The sequence below is a fragment of the Psychromonas sp. 14N.309.X.WAT.B.A12 genome (assembly GCF_030397575.1).
Lineage (GTDB): Bacteria > Pseudomonadota > Gammaproteobacteria > Enterobacterales > Psychromonadaceae > Psychromonas.
This window is the reverse complement of the sequence record NZ_JAPNXS010000005.1, coordinates 150,734-175,218: the sequence shown is the minus strand read 5'-3', so window position 1 is coordinate 175,218 and position 24,485 is coordinate 150,734. Positions and strand designations below refer to the sequence as shown.

Genomic DNA, 24,485 nt, shown 5'->3' with positions numbered 1-24,485 from the left:
ACTTGTTATCCCGCAAGTTTTTTGATCATATCTGTTAAACAGTCCAAAGCGACTGCAACATCGGATTCAATCACTTGCTCTCTTGGATTATGGCTAATACCTTTTTCACAGCGCACAAATAACATAGCAATGTTGGTAATATTAGTCATTACCATGGCATCATGACCTGCACCACTAGCAAGAAAACACGGTACTTTTTGCGTGCGAAGCTTCACTATTTCTCCCCATTGCTTTTGCAATAAGTCATCACATAACACTGCTTCCGCTTCGTAGAGTTTTTCATGGCTTAACTGTAATTGACGCTGTTCAGATATATGGGCTAGGTCTTTTAATAGTTGCTCACAACAACGCTCTAAGGTAGCTTGAGATTGACTACGAATATCCACTGTGAAGTGCACTTCGCCAGCAATAACGTTCACTGCTGCAGGAAATACTTCACAGCGACCCACGGTCGCTACAATTTGGTTTTCAAAGGCAAATTGTTCAATATGACAGATCATTTGAGCAGCACCAGACATTGCATCTTTACGTAGTGCCAGAGGAACTGTACCTGCGTGTCCTGCCATTCCTTTCAGCTTAAATTGGTAACGCTTGGCACCAGCAATGCCGGTCACAACACCTACAGGTAAGTCTTGATCTTCTAATACAGGACCTTGTTCAATATGCACTTCTAGATACGCTAATGTATCTTCTGTATTTTTTTGATCTTTACCTGCTAGGGTTGGATCTAAACCAAAATCGCGCATCGCTTGTGCCATGCTAATGCCTTGTGCATCCTCAATCGCCAACCAATCAGGTTGAAAACATCCAGCGACAGCACTTGAGCCAATTAAGGTGGTATTAAAGCGAGTACCTTCCTCATCGGCAAAGGCAACAATATCAACATGGAAGGGCAATGTTTCACCTTGTAGCTGATACATTGCCTCAAGTGCCAGTAATACACCTAGGTTACCGTCATATTTACCAGCATTGGCTACTGTATCACTGTGTGAACCGATTAATAGAGTTGGCATTGTTGGGTTAGGGGATACTTTGCGTCCCCATTGATTACCAACACTGTCTTCCCAAGTCGTTAGACCTGCTTGCGCCATCCACTCTGCTAGTTGTTGATGCGCTAACTTATGCTCTAGTGTTAAATAAGCCCTTAATAAACCGTCTGGCATCGCACTAAAACTGGCTAATTTATCTGCCCATTGCATTATTTTTGCTGCACTTTGCTGAGTATTGTTTATTGACATAAATGCTCCTACTACCGTTAGACGCTAAAGTGTTGCATAGCAGTGGTCACTGCCTGACCTGGATTTATTTTTACTTTATGTTTTAGTAACACTGACTCTAATGCTGCAAGTGTAGTAAGTACACACTCTTGTCTTGCGTTGAAGCCCATAGTACCTATACGCCAAATTTTTCCATGTAAGGGACCAAATGAAGTGCCGATTTCAATACCAAAACACAGAAGTAATTCTTGACGTACTTTATCACCATCTAATCCTTCAGGAATGTAAACACCCACTACGTTATTCATTTTATAATTTTGGTTACCAAACAAGGTTAATCCCATTGCTTGTAAACCTTTAGCCATTGCATCACCTGCTTGCTTATGACGTGCAACTACATTTTCACTACCTTCTTCTAGGAAGATACGTGCACATTCACGCGCGGCATATAACATGCTCGTCGCTTCGGTATGATGATTTAAACGCTCAGGACCCCAGTAGTCCATTATCATGGCCAGGTCGAAATAGTTAGATTGAATAATTGCATCACTGCCAGCGGTATGGTGCTCTGCACGGATACCTGCTTCAATGTGTTTACGGCGCGTGATCACTTCTGCACATTTATCACTTAAGGTGATAGGTGCGCTTCCTGATGGTCCACCCAAACATTTTTGTAATCCTGCTGATACTGCATCTAATTTCCACTCATCTATTTTGAGTTCATTACCTGCGATTGAAGCGGTGGCATCACAATAAAATAACACATCATAGCGGTCACAAATTTCGCCGATTTCTGCTAATGGTTGGTTCATGGTGGTTGAAGTATCACCTTGTACCGTCGCTAACATTTTTGGGCCAAACTCTTTAATCGCTTTTTCTACTAATTCTGGCGGGCAAACTTCACCCCACTCGATATCAATGGTTTTAACCACGGCACCAACACGTTGCGCAATTTCACACAAGAGGTGACCAAAGCGTCCCATTACGGGGATCAGTACTTTATCGCCAGGTTTAAGTACTGACACTAATACCGCTTCGATGCCTGCACGTGCAGTACCATCGACTAACATAGTCTGTTTGTTTTGTGTTTCAAACACGTCTCGATATAAGGATTGCACTTGGTTCATATAACCTGTCATTACGGGATCATATTGACCAATTAATGCTGATGAAATCGCTTGATGCACGCGTGGATATGCGTTGATTGGACCTGGCCCCATTAATAAACGTACAGGTGGGTTTAGCGTTTCAAATAAAGTGTTAGTTGTCATTATTTTCTCCAAGTAAGCTTTGCCCATCACTACGCGGGTCACTAGTTGCCTGCGCTTCACCGTGTTTGTTGAGCATAATGGCACCAGCGTGCCCCATTAATTCATTGTTATCTGCGACGGCTGTTACGTCGTGCCCTAAGGCTTTTAGTGTTGCACCGTATTGTTTGTAAAGTTGGTTCTCTAAACGTAGATTATTAGTACTGTCGCCCCAAGTGCGGCCTAATAACCAACGCGGTTTAGCCACTGAGCTAGATAAGCTGGTACCTTGATAAAGGTAACGACTAAATAGGCAGGCTTGGGTTTGTGGTTGGCCTTCACCACCCATTGAACCATAGACAATACGTCTGCCATCACTTAGCTCTGCATAAGCTGGATTTAATGTGTGAAAAGGCTTTTTACCGGGCGCTAATACGTTATGGTGGCTAGCGTCCAGTGTGAAACTTTTACCTCGAATGTTCCAAGTAATACCTGAGCTAGGTAATACAACACCTGAACCAAATTCCCAGTAAATACTTTGTATGAAACTCACCATGGTACCGTATTGGTCACAAGCACCCATCCAAACCGTATCACCAGGCTTTGCCATGTGTGGCCAAGCTAATGCTTTTTCTAGAGAAATATTATTAACGCATTCCTGAATCACTGAATCATTTAACCACTCTTGGAGCGGTTGGGTTAAGCAGTCTGGATCGGTAATTTGTTGGTCGCGGATAATAAAGGCTTGTTTCGTGGCTTCCACAAGCAGATGAATATGCTCGACTTCAGTGTTAACTTGATCAGCTAAACGATCATAAATAGCTAAAATCAATAAAGAGGCTAACCCTTGTGTTGGTGCATCTAAGTTATATAAATGGCCTTTGGATATTTCAACGCTTAATGGCGTGGTTACTTTTGCTTGATGTCGGTTGAAATCCGCTAACGTAATTGGGCTGCCTGCTAATGCTAATTCAGCTGCCATTTGTTCTGCTAATTGCCCGCGGTAAAAATCATCCAGTCCGGCCTCGGCTAACCGTGTAAAAGTATCGGCTAAAGGTTGGTTAGTAATGATATCCCCAACCTTAAGGGTTTTACCTTGTTTTAAGTAAACCGCAGAAAAAGCCTCTAGTTGTTGTAATCGATTTAGTGTTTTTTCACTGGCATCAACTAGGCTTTGTGTTACTTCAATTCCTTGTTGTGCAGCATCGATTGCTGGTTGTAGTAATTTGCTCAGCGGTAAACTACCACCGTCAATCTCTAATGCGGCTTGCCAGCCTGAAATAGTGCCTGCCATGGTTAATGCCGCTGAACCACCACTTTCTGGTAATTCATCTGCTTGTTGACGATAGCTTTGTAGGTCGATATCGAGCGCAGCAGCACCACAGGCATCAATCGCCACAGGGTGTTGGCCTGTTTTACTGATTAACCAAAAGCCATCTCCACCAATGCTGTTCATATGTGGATATTGTACAGAAACCATTGCGGCCGCAGCGACCATCGCTTCGCTGGCTGTACCGCCAGCATCGAGAATTGCTTGGCCTGCAGCGGCTGCTTTATGATGTGGAGCGGTAAAGGAAGTTTGATAAGCCATTAGTTAACCTCCTCTTCGGTAAGTGCTAAGCCAGTTGCAATCAAATCTGCTTCGCTATTAGCTAAACCCATCAATGAGAAACCGCAAGGGCCTTCATCTAAATCTGCCATTGGTAAATGCAATTGTGGTAAACCGCTTAAGCCTGCAATACTGGTTAAGCCCATCAGTTGTGAACGGTAATCTGCCAGTTTTTCACCAGTGAGCGTTAATGAAGGAGCACCTGAAGGCGTTGTTGGTAATACAAATAAGCCATTAAGTTGCTCTAAGTGATCAGTCACTTTATTGGTAAAGTCTCGTTGCTGAGTTTTTGCTTGATCATACTTTGCGCTGGTGATGGTTCGTGCCCAATCGACTCTTAATAGGATCGAAGGATCTAAAGTCTCGCCATATTTAGCCAACCATTGGTCATGCTCTTGAATAATTTCATAGCCTTGAATCGTTCGGAATAAAAGGCTGAGATCATCTAAAGTCATCGCCAACTCGCCTAATAAATTACAACCGAGTAGTTTGATCGATGATGCTTTACACCATGCTTGCAAACTATTCAAACGCGTTTCGCTTAATGACTTCGCTAAGGTGTCATCAAGGTAAATCTGAGCTGTGGCTTTTCCACTTGTGTTATCTTCAGATAGTGTTTTAAATACTGCTTTTAACAGTGTTAAATCTCGGCTGAAGATACCAGCGGTGTCAAAGCTTGTAGATAAGGTAAATGCATTGCTTAAATCTAGTTTCCCCAATGTTGGACGTAACCCAAATAAACCACAATAACTTGCTGGCACACGCACTGAACCACCTGTATCGGTACCGATTGAGAAGTCTACATCTTTCCTTGCGACTGCGACTGCACTACCGCTTGATGAACCTCCTGGTAGGCAGTTTGGGGCGATGGGGTTAGTTGGTGTGCCATAGTGAATGTTTTGTCCATTCAAACTGTAGGCAAGCTCATCGGTTTGTACTCGGCCGACACAATTTGCCCCTTGTGATAGTAACTTATCAATCAAAGGAGACGTTTTGTTGGCAGGCTCATGGCTATTTAACCAAGCTGGATTACCTGCTCCAGTAACAAACCCTGTAACATCGAACAAATCTTTAAAGACAAAGCTTTTATTATTCAATAAACCGGAGCCTGTTGCAGACAGTTTTTCAGGACCTTGTAGGCAATAAACACTGTTATCTTTTGTTGTGTTGTTACTCATATCCCGCTCCTTCTAAATCGATGTATTAGTTACTGGCTCGGCTTGTGCTGCATAACGACTGGCCAACATTGCACAGTAAAAAATTTGAATTGGGTGATATAGCATTATAGGTAATAAGATCATGCCCAGTTTAGGGTCGCTTCCAAAAATAACCGTCGCCATTGGAATGCCAGCCGCCAAGGTTTTTTTGGTTCCACAAAAGACCGCTGCAACTTCATCTGCTAATGCAAACTTGCTGCGGCGAGCTCCCCATTGAATAAGGTGAACCATGATCAATAAAATCACTACACATAATACAAATGAGGTGATCAGCATTTCTAATGAAAATGAGCTCCAAATACCATTGACGATTGAGTCACAGAAAGCGTTATATACAATTAATAAAATTACATATTTATCGACTTTATTAACAACTGCTTTATGTTTTTCTGCAAATTTTAATAATAGAGGGCGTGCTAACTGGCCTAAAATCATAGGCAGAAGTAATAATTTTGAGATGGAAATAATAGAAGCCATTAAATCTAATTCAACACCTTCAAACCCCATGAATAATTGAATAAGAAGAGGGGTAATAAAAATGCCTAATATACTTGATAATGATGCATTAAAAATAGCACCAGGGACATTACCTTTACCTACACTTGTCATTGCTACCGAAGAAGATATTGTGCTTGGTAAAACAAAGAGATAACAAAAACCAAAAGCCAGTGCAGCTGGCATATAAGCTAAGAATAGATCTCCGAAAATCACCCACAATAAAGGGTAAGCAACGAAGGTCGCTACCTGAATGTAGATGTGCATACGCCAGTTACTAATACCTGCTTTAATCGCGGCAGGAGATAACCCTAAACCATGTAAAAAGAAGACGATAGCAACACCGATCCCTGTTAATTTATCAAGATGGATGATACCTCCGCTTTTGCCGAGTTCGGCAGTAACGGTTGCGAGCGCTATTGCAATCACCATTCCAACTAAAAACCATTCTTTTTTAAGCTTACTTATAATATTCATATTAATTTTAACGACCTTGTTTTTATCATGTTAATAACACCAACTACTATGATGAAAGGACTTGTAGCGAAGCCTCTTATCTACTCTCGTTAGTATCATTACTCTAATTCATCGAGTTTGGAGTAATTTGCACTTATTTTACTGCTTACTTTAGTAGCGTTTCCTTTTAGAAGTTGGTAAGTATTGTTGACTAGATGAGCGATTAAGCTGCTTGGAACCGCATAGCTATCTAAGGGAGTTTCATTATTCATGTGGCACACTAAAAGATGCGTTGCATTACCGGCATACTTTTGGCCTGACTGATCAGTGATCAGTAATACTTTATTGTGTTGCAATTGTTCTAATAATTTAGCGAATTTCTTTACACGGCGACGGATACCTATTACCACTACAAAGTCATCTTCATCAATAGAAGCTAAGTCTTCACCTATGGTTTGCCCAGGGACTGGTAACAGTTCTACATGGCCTCTGCATTGCATTAGTTGTTGGCGAAAATGCATCGCTAACGGATAGCTATTTCGATAACCAATAATTTTGATGCGTGGTGCGTTTGCCAGCTGTTTGGTAATAGGTTGTAAAGAAGTACTCTCTAACTGCTTTTTTAATTGTTGTAACCCTTGAATATCTTGATGAAAGTCGCAGCCTTCTTGAACTGCGGTCAAAACGGGCTCACCACTTTCTCGTACTTCTAACAGTTCATTACGTAACGACAAATGATCAGCATAACCGAGGCGACGTATGAAACGACTAACACTGGTTTTTGAGACCGCGCAAGATTCTGCTATCTCATTCGTAGACATGATCAATACTTTTTCTGGATTAAGTAACAAATAATCGGCTAAACGACGACTATTTGGTGTTAACTCCGCGTAATGGCGATTAATACGATCTGTGAGAGAGTGGCTATTACTTGTCATTGATTACCTTACAGCTGCAAGAAAGCTTTTTAGTTCTTCCGTTTGTGGGTTTGCGAAAATTTCATCACTGGCACCTGTTTCCCATACTTTGCCTTGATTCATGAATACGACTCGATCGCCTACATCACGAGCAAAATTCATTTCATGTGTGACTAAAATGAGTGTCATACCTTCTGCTTTTAATTGCTCCAATACTTTTAATACTTCTCCAACCAATTCAGGATCTAAAGCAGATGTAATTTCATCACATAATAAAACTTTAGGAGACATAGCTAAAGATCGCGCGATGGCTACTCGTTGCTGTTGCCCACCAGATAAGTTACCTGGGTAAGCGGAGAATTTATCTGATAAACCGACTTTTTCTAGTAACTCTTCAGCTAGCTTTTTACTTTCTGAAGGAGATTTTTTTAATACTAACTTGGTTGCAAGCATTACATTTTGACCAACAGTCATATGCGGAAATAGGTTAAAGCTTTGAAAAACCATTCCGACACTTCGGCTTAATAAGCGCAGTTTATATTCATCATCTTCGACAGATTGGTTATCAACGATTACCCCACCTTTTTGATATTGCTCTAAGCCATTCATACAACGAAGAAGGGTGCTCTTACCTGATCCACTTCTTCCTATGATAGAGACGACTTCACCCGCTTCTATTTTAAGGTCTACACCTTTTAAAACATGGTTATCACCATAATATTTATGAACTTTATCTAGACTAACGAGCGACATGATTTTTTTTCTCCAAATAACGAGCTAATAAAGACAGTGGAAAACAGATTAAAAAATATAAAAGTGCCACAAAAGCAAAGACTTTAAATGGCTGAAAAACAGCGTTGTTGATCATAGTGCCTGCTTTAGTTAACTCTACAAAACCAATGACAGAGGCTAGGGCCGTTCCTTTTACAATTTGTACGGAAAAACCAACCGTAGGTGCTATCGACATACGCATTGCTTGAGGAACAATGACATAACGCATAGTTTGTAAGTAGCTCAATCCTAATGTACGGCATGCTTCCCATTGACCTTTTGGCAGAGCTTCGATACAACCTCGCCAAATGTCATGGAAAAATGCACTACTAAAAAGCGTCAGCGAAATTACGGCAGCTGTCCAAGCATCAACTTCAAATCCAATTAAAGAGAATCCAAAGAAGGTTAAAAATAATTGCATCAATAGAGGTATACCTTGAAAAACTTCAACGTAACCTTGGATTAAACGGGTAATAAGCGTATTACGCATACTTCGTAATATTGTTAACAGTAAGCCGAATAGACCTCCACCTATAAAAGCCAATAATGACAATAAAATTGTCCAACGAGCAGCTAAAAGAAGGTTTCTTAAAATATCCCAATCTGTAAATTGCATCATTTTAGAGTCCTCCTATAAAGATGGGTTTTTGAAAGTACAGCGTTTTACTAATGCAAAAGCTTGACGCATTAAAATAGCTAGTAATAGATAAACTAATGCAGCCACTATATAAGACTCAAAGCTTAAAAAAGTTCGAGACTGGATAAAGTTTGCTGAGAAGGTTAACTCTTCTACGGAAATTTGAGATACGACCGAAGAACCTAGCATAACGATGATGCATTGACTGGCAATTGCTGGGTAAACTCGTTGATAAGCTGGCGGTAAAATAATATGCCAAAAAACCTGACGTCGAGTTAATCCTAATGTCTGTCCTGCCTCCCATTGCCCTTTCGGAGCTGCATCAATACCGGCTCTAATTATTTCTGTACTATAAGCCCCTAGATTAATCACCATGGCAATCACGCCAGCTTCCCAAGCAGATAATTTAAAACCTAAAGCGGGTAGCCCAAAAAAGATAAAAAATAGTTGTACGATAAAGGGGGTATTTCGGATGACCTCTACATAACAAGAACAGATGGTTCTTAACCAAGTATCTTTACTGATACGACCTTGAGCACATACAGTTCCGAGTAGCAATCCACCTAAAGTGGAAATCACAGTTAATTCTATTGTTGTCCATAACCCTGCCGCAAATTGCGGCAGGAAAGGAACTAAACTTGGAAAATCAAGTTGGTAGCTCATAATTATGTGTAACCTATGACTTTAAATCTGCAGGGAAAGGTGCTTTTAACCACTTTTGCGATAAGTCTTCTAAGACATCATTTTGTTTTGCGGCTTGAATTAATCGATTAACTTCAGTCAATAGCTCATTCTCACCTTTCATTACACCTACATAACATGGTGAGTTATGAAGCAAGAACTTAGTCTCAGGCGCTTTATCTGGGTAGCGAGTTGCAATTTCAGTCACGACTAAGTTACCCGTGGCAATTAAGCTAACTTGGCCAGATAAAAATGCTGATAATGTACTATTGTTATCTTCAAAACGTTTAATTGTAGTACTATCAGGGACTAGTTTACTTAATTCTAAATCTTCAACAGACCCGCGTGTTACACCCACTGTTTTATCCGCTAAACCTGCAGCATCGGTTACATCTTCTGACTCTGTTCCAAATACCCCTAGGAAAAATGGTGCATAGGCTTCACTAAAGTCTACTACTTTTTCTCGAGCTGGGTTTTTCCCCATGCTTGAGATAACTAAATCTACTTTGCCTGTTTGTAGATAAGGGATACGGTTTGCACTAGTTACTGGAATGAGCTCTAACTTAACACCCAGTTCTTTGGCTAAATATTTGGCCATATCAATATCGTAACCTTGAGGTTGTAAATCCGTTCCAACAGACCCAAAAGGCGGAAAGTCTTGAGGTACTGCAACTTTTAGCACCGATGCTTGTTTAATGTCTGCTAATTTATCTGCTTGCACTGATTGAGCAGAAAAAAGCAACGTTGTTGATAAAACCACACTTGATAGAACCTTTAAAAATTTCATCTTTTATCTCCATGTTTTATAAAATGAAACGATTGAAACTATTCGGTGTAATTGTGCAACGATTGTGCCATTTAGTTTGTATTTTTAAAAGATCTTTTAAAACATTAACTTAGTTTCTTTACGTGAGTTAAATAAAAAATATTGTTATCAATTTATATTAATCTGGTGCGATCGTTGCACTATTTGAGGGCAATTCTATTTGTTTATTTAAACGTCAGTGCTGAGTTTCAATGGAGTGTATAAAGGTGTTTTTATTAATGTATTTCAATAGTATATTGAAGTTTATCAGTCGATTTAGGTTACAAAAAATGCTCTGTATATGTTAGTTGAGCAAATTCGAATCAAGTATTTATATTCAAGTAGGTCTTACCATGCAAAATATAGAAAATATTGAATTGTCATTATTGAGCCTTGATGATTATCAAGAGTTGAAACAGATTATGATTGAGGCTTATACCACATTAGATGATCCCTACCGAGAAGAGCATCAAATTAAATTTTTAATTGATAAGTTTCCTGAAGGACAAGTGGTTATTAAAGTTAATGAACAGATTGCTGGGTGTGCACTGTCTATTAAAGTGGATTATGCCGCTTTCGATGATAGCCATACATATAACGAAATCACTGGTAACGATACCTTCAATACTCATCGCAGTTATGGTGATACTTTATATGGTGTGGATGTTTTTATTAAACCTGAGTTTAGAGGATTGAGACTCGGCAGACGTTTATATGATTATCGAAAAGAGCTCTGTGAAAGAGCAAATCTGAAAGGCATTACTTTTGGTGGTCGAATACCTAATTATCATAAATATTCAGAGCAAATATCGCCAAAGGAATATATAGATAAAGTAAAACGTAAAGAGATACATGATCCTGTATTAAATTTTCAGATATCTAATGACTTTTACCCTGCCAGAATTATTAAAGGTTACTTGGAAGGTGATAAAGGCTCGAATGATTACGCAGTATTGTTGAAGTGGAGCAATATTTATTATGAAAAACCGAATAAACAAACTATTCCAACTAAAAAATTAGTCCGTCTTGGGTTAATTCAATGGCAAATGCGTCCTTACAAAGATTTTGATGAATTAATGGAGCAAGCTGAATATTTTGTTGACGCCGTTGCAAGTTATCATTCTGACTTTGCACTTTTCCCTGAATTTTTTAATGCTCCGTTAATGGCTGAGAATAACCATATTAGTGAACCGCAAGCAATTCGTGAGTTAGCTAAATATACAGACACTATTGTACAAAAATTTACTGATTTAGCGATTAGCTACAATATTAATATTATCACTGGCAGTATGCCTGAGATAGTAGATGATCGGCTTTATAATGTTGGGTATTTATGTCGTCGAGATGGCACCAAAGAGCGTTTCGAAAAACTGCATGTTACTCCTGATGAAACGAAAGTGTGGGGAATGGAAGGCGGGCACCACTTGAAAGCCTTTGATACCGACTGTGGCAAAATTGGTATATTAGTGTGTTATGACTCAGAGTTTCCTGAATTAAGTCGTATTTTAGCTGATGAAGGAATGGATATTCTGTTTGTGCCTTTTTTAACTGATACACAAAATGGTTATTCTCGCGTTAGAGCTTGCTCACAAGCTCGTGCTATTGAAAATGAATGTTATGTCGCTATTGCTGGTGGTGTCGGGAACTTACCTAAAGTTCATAATATGGATATTCAGTATGCCCAATCAGCTGTCTTTACGCCTTGTGACTTTGCTTTTCCTGCTAATGGTATCAAGGCCGAAGCAACGCCAAATACAGAAATGATTTTAATTGCAGATGTAGATCTTTATTTATTAAGGGAACTCCATCAATTTGGTAGTGTCAAAAACTTGAAAGATAGGCGTACCGACCTATTTAAATTAGAAAAATATTAATTATTTAGATGAGTATAAATGCAAAAACAGTCTGAAAAATGAAAGGGGCTGTTGATATGTTTATGAATATACATATCAAACGATGATGATAAACCATTGTTTTGATATGTATTATAGAAGTAAATCATATTTATATTAATTGTGTAAATAATAGTGATCTAAATACATGGTTGGTACGTATTCTTTTGGGGCGGCTTATACTGCTCAAAGTAGTTCAAATATTATATAAAGTGTTATGACTTTAAAGACTTTACTTTTATAATAGATTGTTCTTATGAAACGCTGCTTGGTCAGAGAGCTATGTTTTTGTTTGTTATGCTATTTTAAGGCAAAAACGAGTAACTATTTTTACCTCTTATTGGTTATTGTTGGTTTGTTTTATTAATATATTTTTTATTTTATAAAGGAGTATTTCTTTACCTGCTCTTGTAAAATAACTGGGTATATAGAACAGTTTTAAAGGACCTTTGAGAAGTGTTATTTATTTAGCCTTCCCAGATATTTAATTTGCAAACAAATTTTTAACATGATATTTTTTGCTAAATTTTTTATTTTTTTGTTGTGCTTATAATCACATTTAATTAAATATTTAAATGCTTTATCGGACAATTAACTAATCAAATGGATATAGAAATGATGAAACATAAAACCTCTCTTCTTGTTAGCACGCTTTTACTTACTCAATTCAACGCTGTTAATGCTGCAGAACAACCAGACGCTGACACTTTAGTAGGTAATTACTACGGTGGTATTCATGGTGCATACATGAAAGCCGATAATGACCGTCTAGACCCTTCAGACAATCAATTTACACGTTCAGGTGGTATTGGTGTTGAGTTAGGTTACCGTCTATCTGCACCTGTAGAGCTTCGTTTATCTTACACTCGTTTCGCTGCAGAACTTCATGAAGGCGATAACATTCAAGGTATTAACAAATACAACTTAGATGCATTGTACTTCCCAACAGAGCAAAACATTTACGTACTTGGTGGTGTTAACGCATTTGATTTTAATACAGACACAGAAGCTGCTGTTAATGCAGGTCTAGGTTACCGTCAATACTTCACTGACCAGTTCGCTGGTTACTTAGAAGGTAAAGCAAACTACCAATTTGAAGATAAGCAAACTGATGCAATTGCACAAGTTGGTTTAGTTTACTTCTTCAGCACTAACGATAAAGTAGTGGCTGTTAAACCAGAGCCAGCACCGTATGTTGCACCAGTAGTTGTTGATACAGATAAAGACGGTGTTGCTGATGGTGTTGACCAATGTCCTGCTACACCAACTACAGATAAAGTAGATGAAGTAGGTTGTACTGTATTTGAGCAAGAAAGACTTTCTTACCGTTTAGCTGTTAACTTTGATAACAACAAAGCTGTTGTAAAACCAGAGTACTACTCTGAATTATCAGACGTTGCTGCTTTCCTTAAACAGTACCCACACGTAGACATTACAGTTGATGGTTACACTTCAGTATTAGGTAAAGCAAGCTACAACCAACAGTTATCTGAAAAACGTGCCGCTGCAGTTGCTAACTTATTAACATCTGAATACGGTATTGATTCTTCACGTGTAACACCTGTTGGTCACGGTGAAACAAACTTGATCGATTCAAGTAACACTGCTGAAGCACATAAAATGAACCGTCGCATTGAAATCAACATCAATGAAACGCGTAAAGTTGCTGTAGAACGTTAATTTTACTGAGTAACTATTTAAACCCTCTAAGCGATTAGAGGGTTTTTTTTTGCCTATTATAAAATGGCTCTTATTTTTTATTCTCACTATTTATATTTTTTCAGAGTCTTGCCCAAGGTGATTACGTATATAACGGTGCTGTATCGTTTTGCTCTCTACAAGTGAGCCTACTTCATACTGTTGTTTATTTACTCGCTGTTAGGCCACAACCCGATAGCACCATCTCGCATAAAAATGTACTAATTTGGGTAATATCTTTTTGTAGATATTCTGGTTTGTCTGTAATGAGCAATAACTCAGCTTGGTAAGTGGCATAATGTTGTGTGCTGGACCAAATTAAAAAGATTAGCTTTTCAGGATCTACTTTTTTCATCTTTCCCTGTGCAATCCAGCTGTCTATTATTTTGCAGCTGTCTTTTAACCAAGTGCGAGTTTCTGTACGTAGGTACTCGTTTAGGTTGGGAGCTCCTTGGATGATTTCAGCTGCAAATATTTTTGATGCATTAGGGTAATGAATCGCTTGTTCCACTTTGCTGTGTATATACTGCTCAAGTGTTTTGGCTGGATCATCTTCTTCGGTAATCTCGGTAAAGGCTTGGTTCCAAATAGATATAATGTTTTTTAGTAGTGCGTCGTACAATTTTTCTTTGCTAGGGAAATAATATAATAGATTAGCTTTAGGCAATCCTGCTGCGTCTGAAATTGCCTGAATGCTCGTACCTTTGTAACCATGTTTAACAAATTCAGTTTCAGCTGCTTGTAATATTATTTGTGTCTTTTCGGCTCTTATTCTGCCTTTATTGCTTTTCCTCATTGTTTTCCCTATAGGTGAATCGATTTTATAAATATAAATGATAAGACGATAATACACGGGTTTTATAGTTGCTTATAGTCACTATATCTAACTGAAATTAATCGCCGATAAAGGCTTTATTAGTTTGCATTAGTTAAGGGTGGGTATGCTGAAAAACAGGTTCTTGAATACCTGTTAGTCAATATCAGCATACTTATTGGTTAAATGATGAAATTTAATATTAAATCGTAATGCGGGATCGATTTTTTAGCCCAAAGGGCCACTGATGATCGTCTCTTTTAAACCTGCCATTATATTTTCACCAGTCTCTTTTTTAAGATCTTGGTACCACGCTTGAGTCACTTCCATATCAACACCATGTGTTACATCGCAGCGTTTACGGGCTTTGAGTACTAGATCTTTCGCACGTTGATTACGTTTAGATTGATAATCTAACAGCGCAGTGTGGATATCTTTTGTTTCTGTAAAAGCTTGACCGAGTACAACTGCATCCTCCATTGCAGAACAACCTCCTTGACCAATATCTGGTGTCGTAGGGTGAGCAGAGTCCCCTAATAGAGCAATACGTCGATCAACATAGGTAGTGAATGGTTCAGCATCGTGAATCTCAATGCGATTAGTCGTAGATGGGTCAATGGCTTGAATAAGTTTTTGTACTGGCTCAGCCCAGTCTGAGAAGTATCCGCTAAGATCGTCTTTTACGGTACTTCGATCTTCGGCTAAACCTAATGGTAGTGGTACATCAAAAAAGAAATAGAAACGGTTATCCGAAATAGGCATTAGGGAGATGCGTTTCCCGTCGGCAACGAAGGTTGTCCACTGATCTGCTGGTGCTATTGATGTATCAACATCAATTAAACCGTTCCAGTTTACATAACCTGCATAACGTTTTTCGACAGAATGACCGAGGACAAATGATCGCGCTACAGAGTTAGCACCATCAGCTGCAATCATAAAGTCACCTTGTGCGCGACTACCATCGGTGAAATAAGCCGTCACACCTTGCTCATCTTGCTCTACACGTTCAATACGTTTATCAAATTGAATTTTCTCTTTACCCCAATGATCAATCATCATTGATTGTAAATCTGCACGTGACACAGGACATGGTCGCTCCCCAACTTCTTCAATTAACGGAACTAGACTAAACTGTGTCATTATTGCTGCGGTTTTACCATCTTGATAGGCCATATTGAGCATCGGACCACCTAGTTTATCCATAATATGCCCCATGCCGAGGTGATTCATACATTTCACTCCGTTGCACCAAACCGAAATGGCTGCTCCGACTGGTTTTATCTCTTTTACTGCTTCAAATACTTCGCATTCAATGCCTTGCTGCTTGAGTGATACTGCTGCTGAAATACCGCCAATACCTGCGCCTATTATTAATGCCTTCATGATATTTCCCTTTCTTAATGCGTTGTTATTTAATTTCGGTCTATTGGTATTAGCGATATCTTGTTATTTCTCTATGCATTTATTGGTTGCTAATACATTGCTGTATTGAAGGTATTGCAACCAACGTGCCAACCTAAGAAAAGGCTAAAACCATTTACTTACCATATGGTTAGTTTTTTGTTGGGTATTTAATCTAGTTATTTTTGCTACATGATAGTGCGATTCGCTCTATATTTGTGCGTTAGGTTGATGTAGGAAAGTTAAATTATGGTATCAAGATCGAATAAAAAGGAAGATATAAATAAAAGGGGAAGTTTCGGTTGTACTTTAAAATAGGTAACTGTTTTTAGTGCTATACTTTTTATTGATTAGTCAATATGAGCTCATTTTCTAATAAACTAAAATCTCCATAATGTTTTGCTATTAAGTTCACCTTGAATTTTTACATGTACTCCTACTTTTTAAAGGATTTTTCATTGAAAAAAATATCTATTAAGTCACTTGCGGTTTCTGTCGTTATAAGTGTATTCGGTATCTTAAGTACTTATTCAGTTTCTTTGAAAGTAGCTAGTCAATTAAAGTCAGAAAGCGCTTTAAAAATAGAGAACACTGCAAAGCAAGTTTCAAACTACCTTCAAGACTCTATCGATAAATCCCTTAATGATTTGCGTGGTTTACAAGCATTTTATAGTGTGGGTAAAGGTGGAATATCACAACTTGAATTTAATCGTTACATGGAAATTTTAGATATAAAAAGTCGTAATTACATTCAAGCTCTAAGTTGGGTTCCTTTAATTAAATCAGAACAAAAAAGTGAATATCTAGCGCGATTAAGAGCTGAATATCCTGGCTTTAATATTGTGCAACGAGACGAGAATGGTCAGTTAATTGTCAGTCCTGATAAAGATGAATATACCCCAGTAACTTATTTCAGTTCAATTCAATCAAACAAAAAAGCATTGGGTTACGATTTAAGCAGTAATGAGGTTCGTCGTAATTCATTAGAGTTTGCTAGAAATAGTGGCATGATGTCGACTACCGGTAAAATCAATTTAGTACGAGAAGCGGGAAGTTTGATTGGGGCATTAATTATTGCACCTGTTTATAACAAAGGTTTAGCAACCGACACTATCGAACAACGCATAAGTGCATTGCGCGGGTATGTGACGGGTGTTTTTAAAATCGATGTTTTGATGGAAAGCGCTAAAAAATATGCAGATATAAAAGGGCTTGAGCTCACTTTGCTAGATGTTGATGTTAACCATGTGGACTTGTTATATGGAATGGATACAACTTCTCACTTTTTTAGCTATGATTTAAAGGTACCTGAACGTCAATGGCAGTTGCATGTTTCATTAAATCAACAATTGATAGAAAGTCTTGAGTCTCCTCCTGTTATTAAGTGGGTTTTAGCTGGAGGTATTACGATTAGTCTATTACTTGGTATTGCTATCTACGCATTGCTTGTTTCCATTGAGCGAGCGAGAAGTATTACTCTCCTGAGTGAAGAACTAAAAAGTCAAAATAGTAGTTTAGAGAAAAAAGTAACACAACGTACTCAGTCTTTAGCGGATAAAAATTCGCAACTTAAAGAAAATGTAGATATTTTGGAAAAACAACGAGTTTTACTTTCTCGATTAATGAAAGAGGCTGAACAAGCAAAGCTTAATGCGCAAACATATGCAGAAGAGTTAGCTAGATCAAATAAAGAGTTAGATGAATTTGCTTATGTGGCATCACATGATCTAAAAGCTCCATTACGAGGCATCGACCAGTTAGCCACTTGGGTAATCGAGGACATTGAAGAGGGGAACTTAGAAGAGATCCCAGATCACCTTAAAATGATGAGAAATCGGATCGGGCGCTTAGAAAGTCTGTTAAATGACTTACTAGAGTATTCTCAAGTTAATCATCGGTCAGATAGTATCTCTGAAATTGATAGTAATGTATTAGTAAATGACCTATTTGTATTAGTTTCACCTTTGAATAGTTTTTCTTTAAATATTGAGGGGGAGTTACCTATCTTCTCTACGTTTAGAGCTCCTTTTGAGCAAGTAATACGTAACCTATTGAATAATGCGATTAAGCATCATCATAAAGAGTTGGGCTCGATTAGTGTTAATTGTGCGGATGAAGGTGATTTTTACCAGTTTAGTGTTACAGATGATGGGCCTGGTATCTCTGTTAAATACCAAGAAGAAATTTTTAAAATGTTCAAAACACTCAAACCACGAGATGAAACGGAAGGAAGTGGCATGGGGTTAGCGTTAATTAAAAAAATAGTTGAGCATTACAACGGACGGGTAGAAATTGAGTCTAGTGAGGGTGAAGGCTGCACTTTTTATTTCACTTGGCCTAAAAACGTTTCAGATAAATAATTTTTGATTTAAATATAAAGTGAGCATGTATGGAATATAGTGAAGTAAGCATTTTGTTGGTAGAAGATGATGACATTGATGCTAAAGCGGTAGAGAGAGGCTTTAAAAAATTAAAATTAGCTAACCCTATTACTCGAGCAAAAAATGGAGTGGATGCATTAGCAATTTTAAGAGAGCCAGCTGCTTTAGTTCGCCCCTACATTATACTATTAGATTTAAATATGCCGATTATGGGGGGGGTAGAGTTTTTAAAACATATCCGTCAAGATGATAGGTTAAAAGACTCTATTATTTTTGTCTTGACCACATCTTCTGCGGATCAAGATGTGGTAGCTGCTTACAATGAGAATATAGCAGGTTATATTGTTAAATCTGATGTGAAGGCTGGTTTTGATAAAGTCATTAAATTATTAGATTGTTATTGGCGAGTAGTGATGTTGCCCAAATAATGATGGGGAACATTGTTTTTATAAATGACAGCGTTTTATCTCGAATAATAAAAAAATACTCAACTAGGAAGAGGTTTTTTTGAAATTACAGCAAATTACAAAATCCAATAATGACATTTTGGAACATTGTGTAGAAAAATTAGCTAGGATTAATCAATCAGATTATGCCCTAGGTTTTTTAGTTGATGATGAATTGAATACACATAATGTTAATCTAGAATCTCGGGTTGTGATTGCACCTGATATGCTGTTTGAGCCCATTAAAAACCAGCTAACCAAAGACTTAACTGATTACTTTATGGATAAAGACTGTATGGTCACTCCTTATTTCTACGATAAGGCAATAGATCAAGTTGATGATGGGTTATTGAGTAATAAGTACATTGATAATTTACGTTATATCCCAATCGGTGAAAGTGAAAATATTTACGCTATTATCGTGTTAGTGAATATAGCGTTGTCTTTTCATTCCCAAAAATTAATTGATGTAAATCCATTTCTATTAGCGACTATTACACTTTTAAAAAATCAAAAAAAACGCTTAACGCTATCTCCATCTGGGCTTGTTGAAAATAAACTCAATACTTCATCTGATAACCAAAGCAAGCTTATCTTAGAATCTTTATTAACAAATACCTTTCACCCAGCGTTTATTTTTAATGATGAGTTTAAAGTATTAAAATCCAACCTTGCAGCTCAAAGCCTTTTTAACTCAAATCTAGAACGCGGTTGGCCGTCTATTGAAAAGTTAGTTAATAGAACATTACCAAGTATTGCTTTTCGTTTATTAACTGTTATCACTAAATTCTTTTTCTTAGGCCACTTAGAAAAACAACAGTGGTCAAATGTAAAATTGGTTTTAAATGAACATCAGTCCATTCATGTTGATATTCATCTCTTTGATGTAAATTATTTAAATAGTCACTGTTTTGGATTAATGATCAATGAAAAAACGGAAGTGAGCATTAATCAAGAAATTTATAATGCCAGTGTGCAAAGGTTCAATGCCTTAACTAGTGTTGTTCCCATGGCTATTTTGCAAACAGATAAAAACTTTAATTGTTCATACTCCAATCAAACTTGGGCTAAATATACTGGACAGAATGAGGAGCAATCATTAGAACAAGGCTGGCTTTCATCTATTAATAACCTTAACGCTAACGAACTCCAATTAGAGATTATACGATCGATTTCTCACTCTAATAATTATAAAGGCGAAATTGAATTGGTATCGCTAGTAGAACGTAATTTATGGGTGTCTATTAATGTTGTTGGGTTGTTTAATGATCGCTTTGAGGTGACTGGTTTCATTTTTACTATGATGGATATATCGGCAGAGCGAACGCACTCAAAAAAACTACAGAAAATGGCTAATTATGATCACTTAACTGGGCTATCTAATCGCGCCTTTTTTACAGATAGATTAACATTTGCTCTGGCTCGAGTCCCACGTCACGGTATTAGTGCGTTAATGTTTTTAGACTTAGATCGATTTAAAAATATTAACGATACATTGGGGCACCATGTAGGTGATTTAGTCATTCAAGAGGTAGCTAAACGTTTAAAGTCGGTGGTTCGAGATGAGGATTCCATTGCACGTTTAGGGGGAGATGAATTTGCTATTATTTTCACTGACCTGATGACAGAAAGTGTTATTGCTCCTATTGCTAATAAAATAGTGAGTGCAGTCAACTTACCTTTCAAGATCGAAGGTAAGTCTATGGTTCTCTCTTGCAGTGTTGGGGTGGCCATTGCGACAGAGCATAATGTGCAACCCAGCGATATTCTAAGAAAGGCTGATTTAGCATTATATGAAGCAAAAGATGCAGGGCGAAACCAATTTTGTTTTTATGAAGCTGGTTTTGAGAAGGATTTATCGTTATTAAATTATTTGACTACAGACTTGAATAACTTAACACAATCTGGATTTTCTTTTGTATTACAACCTTTAATGCAAGCCCAGACAAAAAATATTATGGGCTTTGAAGTGTTAGCTCGTTGGTCAAATGCCGAGTTAGGGGTAATCAGTCCTGATATTTTTATTTTGGCAATGGAAGAGAATGGGCTAATTCAAGCTTTCTCTGAATGGTTATTTTACCAGGTTATTGTGCAAGTTAAATCGTGGATAGAACAAGATTTATTGGTTCACCCACAAAAAATAAGCCTGAATTTATCTGTTAAACAACTCCACCTTGTTGAATTTTCTGACTCAGTTATTGCATTGTTTAAAAAAGAAAAAATAGATCCAAGCTGGTTTACATTGGAAGTAACAGAAACTGCTTTTATACAAGACCCTACGATTGCTGGAGAGAATTTAAGAAAGCTAAAAGAAGCTGGGTTTTTAATTGCCCTTGATGATTTTGGGACGGGTTACTCGTCTTTGGGTTTATTACGTCAAATGCCATTAAATTACATCAAAATAGATAAAAGCTTTGTAATGGATATTCTTCGAGACAATGAAGCTGAAAAAATAGTTTTAGCGATTATAGGCCTAGGTAAAATGCTTGAATTAGGTTTAGTCGCAGAAGGCGTCGAGGATATTGAAACCAAAGATTGGTTAATTGCGCAAGGTTGCTTGTGTCATCAAGGCTACTATTTTCATAAACCTTTAGCACAAAGTAATGCTTGTGAATTATTAAAACAATACAAAGTATCGAAACATTAAAAATTAATATTAACTCTTAATTTTAACAATAAGTTATATAACTATACTATTATAGATAGCGAGATGCATGTGATTAGATCTAAAAATACACAACATAAAACACCTTCACATGTCGTGGGTATCGGTACTTCAGCTGGTGGTTTAGAAGCGCTACAGGAGTTCTTTGGTCATCTCCCATCTGATACAGGTGCCACGTATATTGTTGTACAGCACCTTTCGCCTGACTATAAAAGTATGATGTCTGAATTGTTAAAAAAATACACGGATATGCCTATTTACGAAGTTTCCGATAGTATTGATATCGAAGCCAATGCTATTTATCTGATGCCACCTCGTAAGAATATGTTGATAACTGAAGGTAAACTTCTATTATCAGATCAGATGCCAGACCGGTTACCGTGTTTATCTATTGATGTATTTTTACGATCTTTAGCTGAAGATCAGCAACATAAAGGGATTGGAATTATCTTATCCGGTACAGGTACTGATGGAACTCGTGGTATTCGCGCTATGAAAGAAGCCGGTGGACTAGTCGTTGTACAAAAAACTGACTCTGCAAAATTTGATGGAATGCCAACCAATGCCTATCAAACGGGGTTGGCCGATATGGTATTGTTACCAAGCGAAATGGGTAAAAGCCTAGTAGATTTTATTAACCACCCATCGATTAAAGGTGATGCGCCTGTGAGTTCTTTTACTGCCTCTGATGCTGACAGTAAGGTATTAGAAGACATTTTCGATATATTAAAAAAGCAATCTTCAATTAACTTTGCGCAATATAAACCCTCTACAGTATCTCGCCGTATCGAGCGTCGCCTGGGGATTAACCAGTTAAAAACACTAGATGCTTATTTACGATTATTGACTGACTCTCCAAGAGAAGTGTCTATTTTAAGTAAAGAGTTGTTGATCAATGTAACGCACTTTTTCCGTGATGATGAAGCCTTTGATAAATTAACATCAGTGGCAGTACATAAGGTATTAACTTCGGGGAATGGTAAAGACCCTATTCGTGTATGGATAGCCGGTTGTTCGTCAGGTGAAGAGGCTTATTCTATTGCTATCTTGTTTGATGAAGCAAAAGAGAAGTATAAAATTGATCGTCAAGTTAAAATTTTTGCAACGGATGTGGATGAAGATGCGATAGCGGAAGCTAGCACAGGTGTTTACGCTGCTGAAATAGTACAAGATATCTCTAAGAGTCGATTAAATCGTTATTTTGAACCTACGGGCAATGCTTATGTTGTATCTGCTAAGCTACGTAAGATGGTTATATTTGCCCAACAGAATATGATTGAAGATCCTCCATTTTCAAATATTAACCTGCTTAGCTGTAGAAATACGTTAATTTATTTCCAGCAAAATGCACAACAGAAAGTGTTTTTATCATTCTATTTTGCTCTACAGCAATATGGGTATTTATTTTTAGGCAATTCTGAATCGTTAGGCGATATGGCTGTTCACTTTGATACGGTTGATGAGCGAACGCGTATTTTCCAAAAAGTGAGTGCGGCGCGTTTACCTGCAAAAGAACCAGCATCACTGAAACATAATGTAGCCACATCAGTGATATCGGCCAACTCCTCTACCAATATACACTCTTCAAGAATGGTGAGTAATAATAAATATAATATGGTGATGGAGCGTTTAATTGATCACTATGCTCCGGATTGTGTTGTATTAAATGAGCGTTTTGATGCTGTCCATGTTTATGGTGATATGACTCCTTATACCAAAGGTTTAGGGCGAGGGAAAGTTAGTCTAAATATCAAAGATATGATTTGTGACGATCTTGCTATTGCGGTCTCTACCGCATTATACCGCAGTGAAAAGAATCAAGAAGATGTCTTTTATAGCGATGTTGCTTGTACTTTAAATGGTGTGCCAAGCTTCATTGACCTGGCTGTGTTTATGGTCAAGCAAAGTGATCATCAAAGTTCTCCTCGTTCGTATATTTTACAATTTATCGTGCACGAACAAGGTGATGTTATTAGAAAGTCACCTAAATCAATCACTTTTGATGGTGGAGAGCAGTCTTTACAGCGCATTCATGACTTGGAGCAAGAGCTGGTTAAAAAACAAGAGCATCTACAAGTGACTATCGAAGAGTTGGAAACAACCAACGAAGAGCTGCAATCTGGTAATGAAGAGCTAATGTCTTCTAACGAAGAGCTGCAAAGTACCAATGAAGAACTACAGTCGGTCAATGAAGAGTTATATACGGTTAACAGTGAATACCAAGAGAAAATATCGCAATTAACAGAAGCGAATATGGACTTAGATAACGTCATCAATTCTACGGATTTAGGTATTATTTTCCTTGATGAAAATTTAACTATTCGTAAATACACGCCACATTCAACTAACTACATTAATTTACGAACGTCGGATATAGGTCGTCCAATTCATCATATTTCTCATGAGTTAGATTACAGCGACTTCTTAACTCAAATTGGTAATGTTAGTACTAAAGGAGAAGTGGTAGAGCAGGATATACTCACTAAAGCGGGACAAACTGCTTTAATACGAATGGCGCCTTATGCGGTTAGTGATGATATGAGCGCAACAGCACAACATGGTGTGCTTATTACGATTACTAACATATCTAGGCTAAAGTTTGTGGAAAATGCGTTGGTGCAAGCACAGGAGCAATTTAAAGCGCTGTTAATTAATCGCTCGAAACGCTTACATCATCGTATTGAAGTTAATCAACATGTGACAGTGATGGTGGTGGATGATGATGCAGTGGATCGTTTACGAGTGCAAAGATACTTCAAAGCGTCTGAAGAGCGCTCTTATACCATTGTAGAAGCTAAAACCCTAGAAGAAGCCATAGAGTTAGCAGGGCGTATGAATGTAGATGTATGTTTATTGGACTATCAGTTAGGTCCAAACACTGCAGAAGATTTTGTGAAAGCAATGAAGATCAAGAATATAGATACACCTATTATTTTATTATCAGGTCAAAAAGAATCGGTAATGGATAAATCCTTCCTTTCAAATGAAGTCATTGATGTGATTAGTAAAGACGAACTATCTAAGCCTTTATTGGTACGTAGTATTGATTATGTGCTAGAGCGTCAAGAGATTAAAGACATTGTACAAAGGTTTGAAATTTCTGATCGTTAACGTTCAACTATTGTGAAATCATAAA

The 24,485-nt window shown here is 37.8% G+C and carries 18 protein-coding genes; 6 read left to right on the top strand and 12 right to left on the bottom strand.

Annotation, left to right across the window (positions count from 1 at the left end; genetic code table 11):
• Window positions 1–5 precede the first annotated feature (5 nt).
• The 10 genes from OW492_RS08665 to OW492_RS08620 all read right to left on the bottom strand — a co-directional run bounded on the left by OW492_RS08665 (window position 6) and on the right by OW492_RS08620 (window position 10,034).
• Complete coding sequence (locus tag OW492_RS08665) at window positions 6–1,238, bottom strand: allantoate amidohydrolase (RefSeq protein ID WP_290039536.1); 1,233 nt, start codon at window positions 1,236–1,238, stop codon at window positions 6–8.
• A 17-nt stretch (window positions 1,239–1,255) separates the two neighbouring features.
• Complete coding sequence (locus OW492_RS08660; protein WP_290039534.1) at window positions 1,256–2,488, bottom strand: alanine--glyoxylate aminotransferase family protein; 1,233 nt, start codon at window positions 2,486–2,488, stop codon at window positions 1,256–1,258.
• Complete coding sequence (locus tag OW492_RS08655) at window positions 2,478–4,055, bottom strand: gamma-glutamyltransferase family protein (RefSeq protein WP_290039533.1); 1,578 nt, start codon at window positions 4,053–4,055, stop codon at window positions 2,478–2,480. The genes OW492_RS08660 and OW492_RS08655 overlap by 11 nt, the downstream gene beginning before the upstream one ends.
• Window positions 4,055–5,251 carry an amidase gene (locus OW492_RS08650; protein WP_290039532.1) on the bottom strand — a complete coding sequence of 399 codons (1,197 nt, stop codon included), beginning with the start codon at window positions 5,249–5,251 and terminating at the stop codon, window positions 4,055–4,057. The genes OW492_RS08655 and OW492_RS08650 overlap by 1 nt, the downstream gene beginning before the upstream one ends.
• Window positions 5,252–5,263: 12 nt before the next feature.
• Complete coding sequence (locus OW492_RS08645) at window positions 5,264–6,262, bottom strand: bile acid:sodium symporter family protein (protein WP_290039531.1); 999 nt, start codon at window positions 6,260–6,262, stop codon at window positions 5,264–5,266.
• Window positions 6,263–6,360: 98 nt separating this feature from the next.
• A complete protein-coding gene (locus tag OW492_RS08640) occupies window positions 6,361–7,179 on the bottom strand; it encodes a MurR/RpiR family transcriptional regulator (RefSeq protein WP_290039530.1) in 819 nt (272 codons plus the stop codon).
• A gap of 3 nt (window positions 7,180–7,182) precedes the next feature.
• A complete protein-coding gene (locus OW492_RS08635; RefSeq protein ID WP_290039529.1) occupies window positions 7,183–7,911 on the bottom strand; it encodes an amino acid ABC transporter ATP-binding protein in 729 nt (242 codons plus the stop codon).
• Window positions 7,898–8,548, bottom strand: coding sequence for an amino acid ABC transporter permease (locus tag OW492_RS08630; RefSeq protein WP_290039528.1), 651 nt, complete (start codon window positions 8,546–8,548; stop codon window positions 7,898–7,900). The genes OW492_RS08635 and OW492_RS08630 overlap by 14 nt, the downstream gene beginning before the upstream one ends.
• A gap of 12 nt (window positions 8,549–8,560) precedes the next feature.
• Window positions 8,561–9,229, bottom strand: coding sequence for an amino acid ABC transporter permease (locus OW492_RS08625; RefSeq protein ID WP_290039527.1), 669 nt, complete (start codon window positions 9,227–9,229; stop codon window positions 8,561–8,563).
• 13 nt (window positions 9,230–9,242) lie between these two features.
• Window positions 9,243–10,034, bottom strand: a complete 792-nt coding sequence (locus OW492_RS08620) for a transporter substrate-binding domain-containing protein (protein ID WP_290039526.1) — start codon at window positions 10,032–10,034, stop codon at window positions 9,243–9,245.
• Between the two features lie 371 nt (window positions 10,035–10,405).
• Between OW492_RS08620 and OW492_RS08615 the strand changes: the two genes are divergently transcribed.
• On the top strand, window positions 10,406–11,926 hold the full coding sequence (locus OW492_RS08615) for a carbon-nitrogen hydrolase family protein (protein ID WP_290039525.1): 1,521 nt from the start codon (window positions 10,406–10,408) through the stop codon (window positions 11,924–11,926).
• Between the two features lie 633 nt (window positions 11,927–12,559).
• Window positions 12,560–13,624 (top strand): OmpA family protein, encoded by a 1,065-nt coding sequence (locus OW492_RS08610; RefSeq protein ID WP_290039524.1) that lies wholly within the window; start codon window positions 12,560–12,562, stop codon window positions 13,622–13,624.
• A gap of 184 nt (window positions 13,625–13,808) precedes the next feature.
• Here the strand turns inward: OW492_RS08610 and OW492_RS08605 are convergent, their stop codons facing one another.
• Both OW492_RS08605 and hpxO read right to left on the bottom strand, forming a co-directional pair.
• Window positions 13,809–14,438, bottom strand: coding sequence for a TetR family transcriptional regulator C-terminal domain-containing protein (locus tag OW492_RS08605; protein ID WP_290039523.1), 630 nt, complete (start codon window positions 14,436–14,438; stop codon window positions 13,809–13,811).
• 246 nt (window positions 14,439–14,684) lie between these two features.
• On the bottom strand, window positions 14,685–15,839 hold the full coding sequence (gene hpxO / locus OW492_RS08600) for an FAD-dependent urate hydroxylase HpxO (protein WP_290039522.1): 1,155 nt from the start codon (window positions 15,837–15,839) through the stop codon (window positions 14,685–14,687).
• A 476-nt stretch (window positions 15,840–16,315) separates the two neighbouring features.
• Here hpxO and OW492_RS08595 point away from each other — a divergent pair, with 476 nt between their 5' ends.
• The 4 genes from OW492_RS08595 to OW492_RS08580 all read left to right on the top strand — a co-directional run bounded on the left by OW492_RS08595 (window position 16,316) and on the right by OW492_RS08580 (window position 24,460).
• Window positions 16,316–18,217 (top strand): CHASE domain-containing protein, encoded by a 1,902-nt coding sequence (locus OW492_RS08595; RefSeq protein ID WP_290039521.1) that lies wholly within the window; start codon window positions 16,316–16,318, stop codon window positions 18,215–18,217.
• A gap of 29 nt (window positions 18,218–18,246) precedes the next feature.
• Window positions 18,247–18,666 (top strand): response regulator, encoded by a 420-nt coding sequence (locus OW492_RS08590; protein WP_290039520.1) that lies wholly within the window; start codon window positions 18,247–18,249, stop codon window positions 18,664–18,666.
• A gap of 79 nt (window positions 18,667–18,745) precedes the next feature.
• Window positions 18,746–21,331, top strand: a complete 2,586-nt coding sequence (locus OW492_RS08585) for an EAL domain-containing protein (protein ID WP_290039519.1) — start codon at window positions 18,746–18,748, stop codon at window positions 21,329–21,331.
• A gap of 69 nt (window positions 21,332–21,400) precedes the next feature.
• Window positions 21,401–24,460: a chemotaxis protein CheB gene (locus tag OW492_RS08580; protein ID WP_290039518.1), complete on the top strand. Its 3,060-nt coding sequence runs from the start codon at window positions 21,401–21,403 to the stop codon at window positions 24,458–24,460.
• Window positions 24,461–24,485 lie beyond the last annotated feature (25 nt).